At 60.2% G+C, this 14,720-nt stretch carries 10 protein-coding genes; 2 read left to right on the plus strand and 8 right to left on the minus strand.

Translation table 11 applies throughout. The features are described from left to right. Positions 1-14 precede the first annotated feature (14 nt). Positions 15-2,036: a CHASE2 domain-containing protein gene (locus GSVR_RS02500; protein WP_173198479.1), complete on the plus strand. Its 2,022-nt coding sequence runs from the start codon at positions 15-17 to the stop codon at positions 2,034-2,036. Next, a complete protein-coding gene (locus GSVR_RS02505; protein ID WP_173198477.1) occupies positions 2,033-2,452 on the plus strand; it encodes a response regulator transcription factor in 420 nt (139 codons plus the stop codon). The genes GSVR_RS02500 and GSVR_RS02505 overlap by 4 nt, the downstream gene beginning before the upstream one ends. Before the next feature lie 51 nt (positions 2,453-2,503). Here GSVR_RS02505 and GSVR_RS02510 read toward each other — a convergent pair whose 3' ends face one another. From GSVR_RS02510 to GSVR_RS02545, 8 genes are all read right to left on the minus strand, one after another. Next, positions 2,504-3,124 carry an SIMPL domain-containing protein gene (locus GSVR_RS02510; protein WP_173198475.1) on the minus strand — a complete coding sequence of 207 codons (621 nt, stop codon included), beginning with the start codon at positions 3,122-3,124 and terminating at the stop codon, positions 2,504-2,506. Between the two features lie 128 nt (positions 3,125-3,252). Further along, entirely contained in the window at positions 3,253-4,278 is a 1,026-nt protein-coding gene (galT, locus tag GSVR_RS02515; protein WP_173198473.1) for a galactose-1-phosphate uridylyltransferase, read from the minus strand. Positions 4,279-4,366: 88 nt separating this feature from the next. Further along, complete coding sequence (locus GSVR_RS02520; RefSeq protein WP_173198471.1) at positions 4,367-6,559, minus strand: glycoside hydrolase family 57 protein; 2,193 nt, start codon at positions 6,557-6,559, stop codon at positions 4,367-4,369. 124 nt (positions 6,560-6,683) lie between these two features. Continuing rightward, positions 6,684-9,191 carry a mannose-1-phosphate guanyltransferase gene (locus tag GSVR_RS02525; protein ID WP_173198469.1) on the minus strand — a complete coding sequence of 836 codons (2,508 nt, stop codon included), beginning with the start codon at positions 9,189-9,191 and terminating at the stop codon, positions 6,684-6,686. Positions 9,192-9,262: 71 nt separating this feature from the next. Then, positions 9,263-9,643, minus strand: a complete 381-nt coding sequence (locus GSVR_RS02530) for a response regulator (protein WP_173198467.1) — start codon at positions 9,641-9,643, stop codon at positions 9,263-9,265. Continuing rightward, complete coding sequence (locus tag GSVR_RS02535; RefSeq protein ID WP_173198465.1) at positions 9,640-11,262, minus strand: ATP-binding protein; 1,623 nt, start codon at positions 11,260-11,262, stop codon at positions 9,640-9,642. Before GSVR_RS02535 ends, GSVR_RS02530 begins: the two co-directional genes overlap by 4 nt. Before the next feature lie 291 nt (positions 11,263-11,553). Beyond that, complete coding sequence (gene cysS, locus GSVR_RS02540; RefSeq protein WP_173198463.1) at positions 11,554-13,035, minus strand: cysteine--tRNA ligase; 1,482 nt, start codon at positions 13,033-13,035, stop codon at positions 11,554-11,556. 350 nt (positions 13,036-13,385) lie between these two features. Next, positions 13,386-14,648 (minus strand): MFS transporter, encoded by a 1,263-nt coding sequence (locus GSVR_RS02545; RefSeq protein WP_173198461.1) that lies wholly within the window; start codon positions 14,646-14,648, stop codon positions 13,386-13,388. Positions 14,649-14,720: the final 72 nt, after the last annotated feature.

Here is a 14,720-nt window from a genome sequence, read left to right on the forward strand (position 1 = left end):
AACGGTGATACGACTTGGGAATAGAGTGGAGGAAAATCCATGGCCTACTGATTGTCTGCGCCGGTTTACTGCTTCTCTTCATAGACTTCCTGGGACTCTTCGAAGGCATAAACTCTTTTCTTTTCGATCTGTCCTTCAGGATCAGGGGGGGGCGGCCCACCGACAGCAGGATCGTCATTGCCGCCATCGATGAAAGGAGCCTGGAGACCCTGGGGAGATGGCCGATACGGCGGAGTTGGTACGCCGATTTGCTGGACCGTACAAGAAAGGCCGCAGTGGTCGGGTTCGACATCATCATGGCCGAACCGACTGCTGACGATGCCCTTCTGGCCGAAGCCATCAGGCGGCATACCCGGGTCGTGCTCCCCGTCTACGTATCCGCCGGCAGGTTGGCGGTCATTCATCCGGCCGGGGCGTTCGCTCCGGCCGGAACGGGACATGTGCATATCGAGCCGGGCATCGACGGCATCGTCAGGAAGCTGTTCCACTCTCTCTACTTCGACAATGCCTCGCTCCCTTCCCTGGCTTCGGTCATGTACGAATTGGCACGGAGCACGAAGGACGGTTGGCGGCCCCACTATCCGGGGCGCGGTCTGCCTGCGCCGGCTGGCACCATCGTCCAGGGCGATCCGATGGGGATCAATTATTACGGAGGGCCGCACAGTTTCCGGTACGTTTCATTGGCGGATGTCGTGGCAGGCGCATACCCACAGAGCTTTTTCAGGGATAAAATAGTACTGGTGGGGGTCACGGCCGCAGGGCTGAAGGATGAAGTGCTGACCCCCTTTTCCCGTCAGAGGAACCGCATGCCATCCGTCGAGCTCCAGGCCACCGTTTTGAACAACCTCCTGGATGGCAACGGCATCCGGGACATTCCCGGCTGGATAAATGCCGTGCTTGCCATGGCGCTCTTCGGCATCTGTTTCGCGCTGACCGGGGGCGAGACTGACCGGCGCATCATCTCCCTCTGGTTGGGGGGACTCGTATTGGTGACGTTGGCTTTTTTCTGCTCGTTTTCGTTGTGGGACCTTCGGGGGGCGCCGGCACTGTCCTATGCCTCGGTCACCGTGGCCTGCCTTATGTCATACCTGTTCAGGCTCGACGTACTGGCCAGGAAACTCGACCGGGAATATGCGGTGGTCGCCTCCCATCTCAACGTGAGCCCGGTCTCAACCGGCCGTCCCGTGCCGCAGACCGGACTTCCGGGGTGTATTTCGCCCAAAGGCCTCAATGAAAAGATCGAGATGCTGGTGATGCTCGTCGAAGAGCTGCTGAAAACGCATAGCAGGCTGGACAGGGAAACCACCGAGCGCATCGAGGCGATGGGGGAACTCCGGCAGAAAGAGCAGATGCTGATTCAGCAGAGCCGTATGGCCGCCATGGGAGAGATGCTCAACAACATTGCCCATCAGTGGCGTCAGCCGCTGAATGTGCTGGGACTCGCGCTCCAGCAGGTGGGGCTGTTCTATGAGTATGGCAAGCTGGATAAAGAGCTGCTCGACGCCAACATCGCCAAGGCAATGAAGATTCTGCTGCACCTGTCCCAGACCATTGACGATTTCCGGAACTTCTCCACCCCGGATAAGGAGAAGAGCCTGTTCAGGGTGGATCAGGTCATTGCGAGAACCGTCTCGCTCATCGAAGAAAGTTTCAGGAACCAGAACATCACCATCGAAATGCGCGTTATCGGTGAGCCCTGCATCAACGGTTATCCCAACGAGTTCGGCCAGGTGATCCTCAACATTCTGATGAATGCCCGCGACGCATTTCTGGAGCGGGGTACGCGCAATGCGCGGGTGGAGGTCTGCTCCCGGACCGAGCACGGTAAAACCGTGGTGACCATCGCCGACAACGCCGGCGGGATCAGCGAAGAGATCATGGGAAGCATTTTCGACGCCTATTTCACCACCAAGGAACTGGGCAAGGGAACCGGCGTGGGGCTGTTCATGTCGAAGACAATTATCGAGAAAAACATCGGGGGCCGTCTTACGGCACGAAATACAGGAGAGGGTGTCGAATTCAGGATAGAGGCATGAGGATGAAACCATCACCTGCGCAGGCACATCCCTCGCGTTCTCTGCTTGTCGTAGAGGACGACAAAGCGTCACGGGACCTGCTCGGTCTCATGATAGCCACCAAGTTCCCGGAGGTCACGATCCATTATGCCGAGGACGGCAGGGCGGGACTGGAGCTGTTCAAGCGGCATACCCCCTTTGTCGTCATCACCGACGTCAATCTGCCGGAGATGGACGGCATCCAGATGGCCACGGAGATCAGGGTGCTCAAGGCAGACACCAAGCTCATCGTGATCACCGCCTACAGCGACAGGGACTATCTGGAGAAGTTCAACCGGATAGGTTTCGATGCCTATATTCTCAAGCCCATTGTTTTCAGCAAGCTGTTCAATGCCGTTGAGGACTGCTTTGCGGAGGCGGGGATGGAGCCGCATTGACCGGAGGCGCCGCGTATTCCGTGGCGGGTTGCCTCCTGTCAATCGGGCTGTCTACTGCATCTGATAGACGACATTGACCGTTGCGGTAATCTCGATGGTTCCCAGCAGGAACGATGCTTCGCTGCTCCTGAGAGCTCCGGCTGCAACGGGGAACGGCTGCGCCTGACCTTTGTAGTCGTACTCGATCTGCCGGGCCGGTCCCAGCCCGCACCCGAATTTTTTCGCGAGAAATTCGGCTTTCCTGTGTGCATCATCCGACGCTTTTTCCAGTGCCGTTGCCTTGAGCTTCTCAATATCGCCGGAAAGGAACCGGATACCCTGGATACTGTTCGCACCGAGTTTGAGTGCGTTGTCCAGTATGACATCCAGCCGGGCAAGGTCATGGATTTCTGAAACGATATCCCTGCTGACCCGGTACCCTTCCGGGCTGGCGACGTTGCCCCCCTCCCGATGGAATTGCCCGCCTCTTTCTTCGTACACACCAAGGCTGGAAGTGTTTATGTCATCCGGCTTTACGCCGGAATCCAGCAGCATCTCCTGTATTTTCGCGACGTTTTCGTCAACAGCTTTTTTAGCGGAAACGATATTCCTGTCCACCCGTGAAACCTGCACATAGATGGTGGCCATGTCAGGTTTTACGGTAACAATGCCGGTTCCGGATACTTTGATCACCTTGTCTTCCTGCGCACTTGCAGGGGAACAGAGGCAATAAAGCCAGAAAAAGACCAGAAGGAGTTTCAGGCGGTTCATTTCTATCCTCGCATGATGTTCTGAAAACCGGAGCAGCAGTAGTCGGCCTGCTAGAGATCCGCTTCACGCAGGAAACGGGCAGCGTCCTCGGGGGAGGTGGGGTTGATGTAGAAACCGGTACCCCATTCGAAGCCTGCCACCTGGGTCAGGCGCGGCACCAGTTCGATGTGCCAGTGGTAGTCGTACTCCAGCGAACTCCAGTGGTTAGGTTTTCCGGTGCGGCGGTGCATCGGAGGTGCGGTATGCAGGATGAAATTGTAGGGTGCGTCTTTCAGCACGGTCTTGACCCTCAACAGCATGTCCTTCATTGCCACTGCCAGTTCGGCCAACTGGGCGTCGTTCATCAGGGCGAAGTCGTGACTGTGCCGTTTGGGGTAGAGCCGAAGTTCGAACGGCGAACTGGAGGCATAGGGGGTCAGGATCACGTAGTTGGAGAATTCGCGCACCACCCGCTCCCCCTCGCGCAGCTCGAAATTGATCAGGTCGCAGTAGATGCAGCGTTCCTTTTCGGAGAAATACTTGCGGGAAACCCTCAGCGCGGTGGTGGCCACCGGCGGCAGGAGCGGAACGGCGATCAACTGGCTGTGAGAGTGGTGCAGGGTGGCACCGGCCCGGCTGCCGTGGTTCTTGAACAGTACCATGTAGCGGAAACGGGAATCCCGGCGCAGGTCGAGATAGCGGGCACGGTAAGCGGTCAGCACGCCGCTGATCTCGTGGTGCGTCAGGTCGGCCAGGGTGCGGTCGTGATCCGGGGTTTCGATGATCACCTCGTGGGCGCCGATGCCGTTCATCACGTCGTACAGGCCGTAGCCGCGGTTGTTGAGCTCACCTTCGACCCGCAGCGCCGGATACTTGTTGGGTATCACCCGTACGCGCCAGTTGGCCGTATTGGGTGCGCCGCCGGGGCGGATGGCATAGATCTCGGGCGGGGTCTTGTCCTCGTTGCCGTAGCAGAAGGGGCAGGCCAGCATGCCGTCTCCTTCCGGTTCGACCTGAAAATCACGCGGCCGGCGGCCGCGTTCAGTGGCAATGATTACCCAATGCAGTTTGATCGGGTCCCAGCGTAGTTCGGACATACAGTCTCCATTCAGTGATTGGTGATTGGGGACTGGGGATTGGTAACGGCTTTTACCAGTCCCCGATCACCGGTCCCCAGTCACCGGTTTAAATCAGCCAGTTATCCAGCTCGATCTCCGGTCCGGCGTAGTACAGCATCAACGGCGCATCCGAAGGCCAGCGGCCGATCTCCTCGTTGTCGCGCACCAGGCTGACGGAGGCGAACAGCTTGCTCCTGGGGGCCAGTTTGATGCAGTCCAGCGGGATGGCCACCTCGCACACCTTGGAGATGTTCCAGCGGCAGTGACCGCGGGTCGGTATCCAGATGTTGCTGTCCTTGACCTGCAGCAGGGATTCTTCGCTGCGCATCTGCATCGGGAGGCGGTATTCCCGGTCGCTGATCAGGTGCAGGTTGAGGATGTCGATGTCGCGCAGCAGCCGGGAGAGGTCCTGAATGCCGTCGATGCGGAAGAAGAGCGTGGTGCGGTTGAAGCCGTAGTAGAAGCTCTGCAGCATGCGGTCGGAGGAATGCATGGCCGAGCCCTGGCGGGTCAGGTCGTACAGCCCGGCAGCCAGCCATTCGAAGTAGTCGCTGATCCGGCCGTCGATCTCCGGTTCGATGAAGGCGGCCGGTTCGCGCACCAGGCCGGCCGGACTCTTTTTTTTGATCGGTTCCAGCAATTCGCGGGGCGGGTCCTGCTGCAGCAGTCGATAGACGTTCATCAGGTGCAGGCGGAACAGCCGGTCGAAGCGGTCGCTGTGGGGTGAAAAATGGTCGTCGCCATACCACCAGAACCAGTCGCTCCCTTCGGCGGCATACAGCGATCGGCAGATCCGCTCGGCAGTTTCGTCGAAAGGCCCGGAAGGCTCGCCCGCCAGCAGGGCAGCCACTCCCGGGTGGCCGGTAACAGCCGCTTCGCGAGCCTGCGCCAGCAGATCCCAGCCCAGGTTCTCCTCGGGGTGTCCGATCCAGATGCCGTAGTTGGCGTTGATCCAGGAACCGGGATGGATGCCGTGCAGCCGCCCGTCGAAGCGGGTATGTTCCAGTACCGCCGAGCAGGTGGTCAGGGTGAGTTCAGGTGACGCGGCGATGTTGGCGTACATCTTCTGGAGGAAGTCGTAGGCGTTGTTTTCATAGTATTCCCAGGCGTTTTCACCGTCCAGAATGATCGGGATCACCCGCTGGTCGCCGCCGATATGCGACTTGATGGACAGAAGCCGGTTGCAGAAATCCATGGCAGCCCGGTTGGGGTCCCACTGCGAGTAGGTGAATCCCACCAGGTCGGAGAGCTGGTGGTCGCGGAAAAAGGCCCCCACCTCCCCCTGGGGACCGCTGAAACGCCAGGGGCGGTACAGGCGCTCCTTATGGTTGCCCAGCCCCCCTTCCATGCTCTTGGACAGAATCTCCTCATCGGTGGCGATCCAGCCGATGCCGCTGTCGGCGATGATGGCCAGCGCCTCGTTGCTGACCGAACCTTCCGAAGGCCACATGCCGCGTGGCCTGAAGCCGAAAATTCGCTCGAAGTAGTCAATGCCGCGGCGGATCTGGGCCCGGGCATCCTCCGGGTGCCGGAAGGGGAGTGTGGGCAGCGTGACGCGCGGCATGGCGGTCTGGGCAATGCGATTGTCACACAACAGCGGCAGGATCGGATGGTAGTAGGGAGATACGGCCAGCTCGATCAGCCCCTCCTCGTGGAGCCGCTTATAGAGCGGAACAATGGCCTGCAGCAGCGTGCGCTGGGTGGCGAACAACAGCGCCTTGTCGGACTCGGAGAAATTCTCCCCCTTGGCCAGCAGTTCGCCGAAAGGGGCAAAGCGGCGCCGGGCCGCCTCTCCGGTCCAGGCCAGGAAGAACCACACCTGCAGATCGCGCAGGTCCTGGTCGGAAAAATGCCGCACCCGGTCGCGGGCGCTGCCCGGCTTGCCCTCGCCCGCCATGTAGAGCAGCTCCAGGTAGCGCTGGGCCGGCTCGATCATACGCTGGCGGTTGGCCGAGAAGAAGTTCTCCAGCAGGAAGATGCGATCTTCCTCACCCAGGGTGGCGGGATCGGCCATACCTTTCAGCAGGAACGGGTCCACGGCGTCGCCGGCGGCATATTCCAGCAGCTGCTCGATCAGCGACGGCACCAGGTTGAACACCGCCCGGGCGCCGGGGGTGTCCTCCACGATGGCCGGCATGTCGAAGTAATCCTTGATGCCGTGCAGGTAGGTCCAGGGGAGCGCGTATTCGTTCTTGAGCGGGTCCTTGTAGTACGGCTGGTGCATGTGCCATATGATGACCACGTCGAGGGGGGCTGACATCGGGTATACGACTCCTCCGGAGGCAGGTTAAGGTTAAGGCTAAGGTTAAGGCTAAGGTTAAGGAGGTCAAGGTTTGAGAGTTAAGGATTTTCCTCAACCTCAACCTTGACCTTGACCTGCTCCTCTATTCCAGCTCTTTCTTCCAGTTTTCGACCTTCTTCTGATATTCAGCGAGCAGCCGGTGGGCCGTTTTCTGGTCCTTGGCCTCGGCCACGATGTGCACGCAGGGGAAATACTGGTCCGGCAGCACCAGCACCCACTCGTCGCCGAAATGGACCTTGATGCCGTCGATGAAGGTGGCTTCCTTGTCCAGGCTGTCCTCGCTCATCTTGCGCATGATGCCCCCCTTCATCTCCCAGACGCAGGGCAGGCTGGTCTGCAGGTAGGCCGACGCCGGCGCCTCGACCAGGGCCCGTGAGAGCGGGATACCCACCGAGGCGCCCAGCTCGATCAGCCGGGCAATGGCGAACATGCCGTCAAAGGCGGCCTGGAAGCGGGGCAGGGCGAAGCGTCCGTCGGTGGAGCCGGCCAGGATTACCTCGGTGGAACTGGCCGCTTCCAGCATGGCGCGGTCGCTGCTCTTGGTGCGGGTAACCTGGCAGCGTTTCTGGACCGCCATCTGCTCGATGTTGGAAGGGGCCTGCACCGGCACCGCGATGACCCCTTTCTGGCCGCTTCTGAGCGTCAGGTTGGTCATCAGGGTCAGCAGTTCGATGCCGTCCAGGATGCGGCCGGTCTCGTCCAGGAGAGTGATCGCCTCGGCCGTGGGATCGAGCCAGAAGCCGGCCTGGGCATTCAGCGAATTGACGATCTTGGAGAGCTGTTCCAGGGCGGGCTGCTTCTCCATGGTCCGCTTGACGCCGCGGCCTTCGTCCACATAGGCGTTCAGAGCGATGACATTGCAGCCCAGTTCGTTGAGAATCAGCGGCAGTATCTGGCTGGCAGGTGAGTAGTTGAAATCGATCACCACCGTCCAGGCCGCCTTCTTGAGCACTTCCCGGTCCAGGGCCCGCAGGAATCCCTCGCGATAGAAGTCGGCCACGTTGTTGATGTCGGTGATGGCACCCGGTTCGCTGTGGTGGGCTCGGCGGAAGTTCTCCTTGTAGAAGATACGCTCCGCGTTTTTGGCCATGCTGCTGGAGAAGTCCAGACCGTCGCCGTCCAGAAAGACGATCTCCATGGAGGTCGGATCGTCCTGCCCCTGACGGAAATGAAATCCCCCCACCTCGCCGAAGGTCTTGAGCTTGTAGCGCAGAAGCGGCAGGGAGGTCATCTTCATGTCGCGCACATTGACCCCGGCCGAAAGGATGCCCCCCACAAAGCTGCGCTTGAGCATGCGCGAAGAACGGTTCGAGTCGCGGCCGGCCAGCACGAAGCTCCCCTTGGGAAGGGTGGTGCCATAGGCGCAGCCGAGCTTGGCGCAGAATTCCGGTGTCAGTTCAACATTGGAAAGCCCTTTGATGATGGCTCCTTCGAAGAGCGACTTTTTCCACTTTTCTCCCCAGATCATATTGGAGGTGACGATCGAGCCGGCTTCGATCAGCTTGCGGGGCCAGATCTTGACGTCGGCCTTGATGACCGCCTCGTCCCCGATGGAGGTGTCGTCCGCCACGATGACCCCCTCCTCCAGGTGGGCGCTTTGACCGATGCGCACGTTGGTGCAGACCACGCTGTCGACGATGCGCGCACCCTTTTTGACGTAGGCATTGTCCCAGATCACGCAGCGCGACAGCCGCACCCCGCGCTCGATGGTGCAGTTGCGGCCGATGACCGAATCCTTGATGTGCACCCCTCCCTGAACCTGGGTGTTGTCTCCCACCACCACGGTCCCTTCCAGGCCGGAGGCATCCTCCAGAGTGACGTCGGCGCCGATCCGCAGGTCCTTGCCCACGAAATCCTGCTTGGGCTCGTCGATCTTCAGGTTGACCTTGCCCCGGAAGATGTCGTGATAGGCCTCACGGTAGGAATCGGTATTGCCGATGTCGCGCCAGTAACCCTTGGCCGGGAAGCCGAACAGCGGGTCCTTGTTTTCCAGCATGGACGGGAACAGGTCCTGCGAAAAATCGAAATTCTCCCCGTCGGGAATATAGCGGAAGATATCCGGTTCCAGTACGTAGATGCCGGTATTGATAGTGTCCGAGATGACCTCGCCCCAGCCCGGCTTCTCCAGGAACTGGGTGATGCGCTTGTCCTTGTCGGTAATGACCACCCCGAACTGGAGCGGGTCTTTGACCGAGGTCAGGGTGATGGTGGCCATGGCCTTTTTGTCGTTATGGAAATCGATCACCTTTTTCAGGTTGAAGTCGGTCAAAAGATCGCCGCTGATGACCAGGAAGCGCTCCTTCAGGTATTTCTCGGCCGCCTTGACTGCGCCGGCAGTGCCCATATCCTGCAGCGGCGTCACGTAGGTGATCTTGACGCCGAAATCCGAGCCGTCCCGGAAGAATTTCTTGATCACCTCCGGCTGGTGGTAGAGCAGCATCACCAGGTCGGTGATGTCATGTTTTTTGAGCAGTTCCACGATGTGGAGCATGATCGGGCGGTTGAACAGTGGAATCATCGGTTTGGGAAGGCTGCTGGTGAGTGGCTGGATCCGCGTTCCGAACCCGCCGGCCATGATGACTGCTTTCATAATGCGCGGCTCCTTATTGATTGAATTTCAATACAAAACGCCCGATGCAGCCGGAAGGCAAGGCCCTCCCGTCACTGCCCGCCCCTGGCCCGCTGGGTCTTTTTGGCCAGCACCCGCGCGATTTCCTGCTTCAGCTCGCTCAGGTCGCCGGATTTGACAATATACCCGTCCGCCAGCCAGGCCGAAAAATCGTCCTTGTAGCAGGAAAAGGCGGAGCAGAGCACCACCGGCATGTCGTGCCGTTCCTTCACCAGTTTCTGCAGCAGATCGATGCCGCTCTCGTTTTTAAGTTTTATATCCAGCACTGCCAGATCGAACTCCATCTGCTGGAGTTTTTCGATCGCCTCGGCAGTGCCGGCGGCGGTCACCACTTCATAGCCCTCCTCGGACAGCTCCTCTGCATAAAGAATGCGGATGTTGGCCTCATCGTCGACTACCAGTATCCTGCTCATGACGGCTCCTCCTTGCGTGTGGGAAGTGTGATTGAATAGGTGGTGCCTCCGTCGGGGGATGCCAGGACAACCAGCGGTATGCCCTGCTTCTCCAGCATGGTCTTGCACAGCGCAAGTCCCAGCCCCGATCCCATGTCATGCGTTATGGCAAAAGGGGTCAGAAGCGCCTCCAGTTCCTCCTGGGCAATGTTGTGCCCCTTGTTCTCGATCGTGATGCGGATGGCGCCCTCCACCTCATTGGCCTGCACGGTGATGGTCTCTCCGGCCTGGCCGTCGATGTCGTTGGCGATCAGGGTCCGCACGCAGTAAGAGACCTGCTTGAAATCGATATAGGCCAGCGGCAGGGAGTCACGGCGTTCGAAGCGGCATTCGCAGCCCTTCTCGACCAGCAGGTCGTGCACATCCCGGATGGATGTTTCGATCAGCTGGTTGGCATCCCAGAAATCCTTGGTCGGATAGAGCGAGTCGGAATAATTCAGGATCTCGTCCAGTACCCCCTCAAGCTGGCGGGCCTCACCGACGATGGATTCGATGAAGTCGCGCTTGGGGTCGCTTTCTGGTGTGCTTTTGAGGATCGAGCGGGCGAATCCGCCGATGATCATCAGCGGATTGCGGATGGAATGGGCGATGCTGGAGGTGATACGCCCCACCAGGGCCATTTTTTCCATCCTGACGATCAGCTCCTGCTGGTCCCGCAGTTTGTTGCTGGCCTCGGTGACGCGGCTGAGTTCGACCTGCAGTCGCTCGTAGAGCGAGGCGCGCTCGATCGCAAAGGCCACCGGAAAGGTGAAGGTTTCCAGGGAACGCATGTCCCCTTCGGTAATGGGGCGGTGGGTGATGCAGTTGTCGGCGATGATCATGCCAACCCTGCGGTTGCGGGAAATGAGCGGCATCAGCAGAAAGGTGTCCACGCCTAGCAGATGCGCGATGGCAGGATCGACTTCCGGGTGATTGAAGGCGTTTTCCACCAGCAGCGGGGCCTTGCTGTCGAGGGTCCTGACCATGATGTGGCCGGTATCGTCCAGGGGAATTGTCAGGCGATCCAGAATATACTGGAATTTGAGGCGTTCGGAGGTCAGCTTGTTGCGTCGGAAGGTCTGGGCCAGGGTCTGAAGATCCATGTCGTTGCGTGAGATCTCGTCCCAGGTGCTGTTGGCTTCTTCGGAGTTGAGCGGGCCGATGGCCTGATGCCCTTTGAGGATGCTGCTTTCGCGGTCCACCAGCAGCAGAAAGGCGCGGTTCATGCCGAAACCCTTGCCGGCGGTGATGGCGGTCAGGGCCACCGACAGAACCTCGTCCAGGTCCACGGAACTCTGCAGGACCGATCCGAGCTCGTGCAGGAAACGGACCTGCAGGGTCTTACTGTCGAGAAAGCTGACCAGGGACTGGATCTGGGTTTTCTGGTGCTGGTATTCGCTGTGAACCAGAGAGATTACCGGCGCCAGCGGATGGCCGCTTTCCCGAAAGCAGGCCAGGTCGTGCTTGAACCGGTCGCAGTCGCAGCATTTTTCCAGGATACGGCGCCGCTGGGAAAACAGCAGATCCTCATCCCCTGCATGGATGTTCGGGCATTCGCCCATTGCAACACTGACTCTGTTCCAGCAGCATTCCCAATCCAAGCAGTTTCCCCTGTTTTCAGTAGTAAAGTTTAATTATACCGGAAAACACAGGTGCTTCAATAGCAGGGGCCGGGGGCTCTAAAAGCTTTGAGTGCTTTTGACTTTCCCGGTCCCTGATTCCTGACGAGTCTCTAGCAGATTGTTGACATTCTCAGGTTGTTCAAAAATGGGCAGATCGTCGCACCCGCAGGAGGCCCCGCGGAGGCGTAGCACCCAAGGGTGTAAACAGCGCTACGCCGCACAAGGTGGCTGACGAGGACGGCGGCGAGATGCCCGTTTTTCAACAACCTTCTACTTCACGTTCCAGGTGGTGCCCTGGGGCGAGTCCAGCAGTTGAATCCCCTTGGCCAGCAGCAGGTCCCGGATTTCGTCGCTGCGCTTGAAATCCCTGGCCTTGCGCGCCTCGGCCCGCTCCGCGATCAGGCCTTCTATTTCTGCGGGGGTGATGTCGATTCCGGCGCTCCGGGCACTCCTGATGTTCTCCAGCCAATCCGCCGGACGGCTGCCGAACAGCCCCAGTACGCTGCCGGTCTCGGTGAAGCGCTGGCGTACATGGCTGATCAGAGAGAGTGCTGCCGGTGCGGGTTCCGGGGTTTCAGCCAGAAAACGGTTGGCGGCGCGGACCGTTTCGAACAGCACCCCCAGGGCTTGTGCTGAGTTGAAGTCATCGTCCATTGCCTCAACGAAGCGGGGGACCATCTGCACGGACTTCTCCCGCAGTTCTGCCCCTGCTGCGGAAAACGATGCGGCCGGCGGCAGCTCCCCGGATGCCGGGCGCTCTCCCAGAACGTCGTCCAGGGCCGCCAAACAGGCATAGATCCGTTCCAGGCCGGCCTGGGCCTCGCTCAGGTTCTGGTCGGAGAAATCGATCGGCGAGCGGTAGTGGGCCGAAAGGATGAAAAAGCGCAGCGTCTCGGCATCGAACTTGTCCAGCACCTCGCGGATGGTGAAGAAGTTGCCCAGGGACTTGCTCATTTTTTCGGAATTGATGTTGACGAAGCCGTTGTGCAGCCAGTAGCGCACGAACTGGCAGCCGTTGGCCGCCTCGCTCTGCGCGATCTCGTTTTCGTGGTGCGGGAAGATCAGGTCCTTGCCGCCACCGTGAAAGTCGAAGGTTTTGCCGAGGAACTCCATGCTCATGGCCGAACATTCAATGTGCCAGCCCGGCCGCCCCTCGCCCCAGGGGGACTGCCACCATGGTTCGCCCGGCTTGGAGCCCTTCCACAGGGCAAAGTCCATGGGATTGCGTTTCTTCTCCCCCACCTCGACCCGGGCACCGGCCTGCATCTCCTCCAGGTTGCGCTTGGAGAGCTTGAGATAGTCGGTAAAGGTGTCCACCGCGAAATAGACGTCGCCGTCGGAAGGGTAGGCGTGCCCCCGCGCGATCAGGGCCTCGATGATGGCGATGATGCCGCCGATATGGTCGGTTGCCTTCGGCTCAACCGTCGGCTTGGCCAGTCCGAGGCGCCCCATATCCTCGTCAAAGGCCTCGATGTAGCGGTCGGCGATGGTGCGGTAGTCGACACCCTCCTGGTTGGCGCGTTTGATGATCTTGTCGTCGATGTCGGTGTAGTTGCGGACATAGGTGACATCGTAGCCGGCATACTTCAGGTAGCGGTAGATGATGTCGAAGACGATGTTGGCGCGGGCGTGGCCGATGTGGCAGTAATCGTAGACCGTGACTCCGCAGACGTACAGGCCGGCTTTGCCCGGCACCAGCGGCACGAAATTTTCCTTCTCACCGGTGAGGGTATTGTAGATGCGTAATGCCATGAAGGACTCCTGAGGAAAATTGGGCCATTGTGCCTGTTTTTACGGGGGAAGGCAAGCGGGTACATGAAAGTCTAGCCCGTCATCGGATGCCGGCAAGACAAAAAGTGGGTTGACCGGCGATTTTTCCAGCAGCTGTTGAAATTCTCAGGTTGTTCAAAAATGGGCAGATCGTCGCACCCGCAGGAAGCCACGCGGAGGCCCTCACCCGGCCTTTGGCCACCCTCTCCCAAAGGGAGAGGGAACAGAATGCCCTCCCCCTCTGGGGGAGGGATAGGGAGAGGGCTGCAGCGCTACGCCGCACAAGGTGGCTGACGAGGACGGCGGCGAGATGCCCGTTTTTCAACAACCTTCTAGGAGTAGTCCCGGGCCCGGCGAAACAGCAGGATCGCCGCAGCCAGCCCGGTTACAGGAAACAGGAAGGCGGCATGGAAGGCCTGCGGTGGGGCGGTTGCGCCGATGCGACCGTAGGAACCGATGATCAGGCCCATTGCCTGCTGCGTGACCGCGGCGCCCATCAGCACGAAGAAATTGAGCGAGGTCAGGGCGGTGCCGACGATCTCGATCCTGAACATGGCGCGGATGATGGGATACACCATTACCCCGCTGGAAACCGCCATCCCCGTGGCAAAGAAGAGCACCCCCAGGAGCGGCTGCGGCAGTGATTCCGCCGGTCCCAGGAACGAGGACATCGGGATCAGCAGGAGGAGTTGACCGGCCAGCAGGGTCTTCTTGAGGGAGCGGAAAACGGTGCGGGCGACGGTATCGATCATCATGCTGCCCGAGATGAAGCCCAGCGAGGTGAACATCAGCGTCCGGCCGGCTGCGCTGCGCGAAAGACCCAGCACCTCCATCAGGTACGGGCCTCCCCATAATCCCTGCAGGGCCAGATAGTTGCCGTACCAGAAAAAGGCCACCCCTCCCAGCAACCAAAAATCCCGGTTGCCCAGGATCTCGCCCCAGGCGGAAAACAGCCCCTCCTTTACTCCCCCCGGCGGCGAAGGGGCAGGGTGGCTGGGAGCCGCTCCCGGAGAGGAGGGGGGACGGTCGCGTACTATGGTGTACACCAGCACGGTCACCAGGACCTGGACCACCCCGATCGCCAGGAAGGAGGAACGCCAGCCGACAGCTGCCACGGCCAGTGCCAGCGGTGCCGTTCCGGCCAGGTTTCCCAGGTTGCCGACCGCTACCATGAAGCCGGAGATCCGGCCGAATTCCTGTTTGGAGTACCAGTGGCTGAAGATGGTGAAGGTGCCCATCAGCACGGAGGCGGTGCCGATGCCGATCAGCACCCTTGCCGCCATGGCGGCGGGCAGGGTGTCAGCCTGGGAAAAGAGAATCCCCCCGGTGGCGGTCAGCAAGCCGCTGGCACTGATTACCAGCCGCCCCCCCAGGCGATCGATCATCGGTCCGAGAGGGATCTGCGCCGCGGCATAGACATAGAAGAGAATGCCGGCCAGTGCGCCGAGCTGCTGCGGGCTGAGCCGGAGGTCGCGGGAGATGTCGGCCGCCACCACGGCCAGAGATACGCGGTAGAAATAGACCAGGATGTACATCAGCGCCAGCGCGCCGAAGAGTCTCCAGCGCCGGCGCTGCAGAACGGTGTGATCGACCATGCCCTCTCTCTGTCCTGAATGATGTGGATGCAGCCGCCATCCCGCGTCCGCACCCCCGGAAGATCCGGCGGG

The organism is Geobacter sp. SVR, assembly GCF_016865365.1.
GTDB lineage: Bacteria > Desulfobacterota > Desulfuromonadia > Geobacterales > Pseudopelobacteraceae > Pelotalea.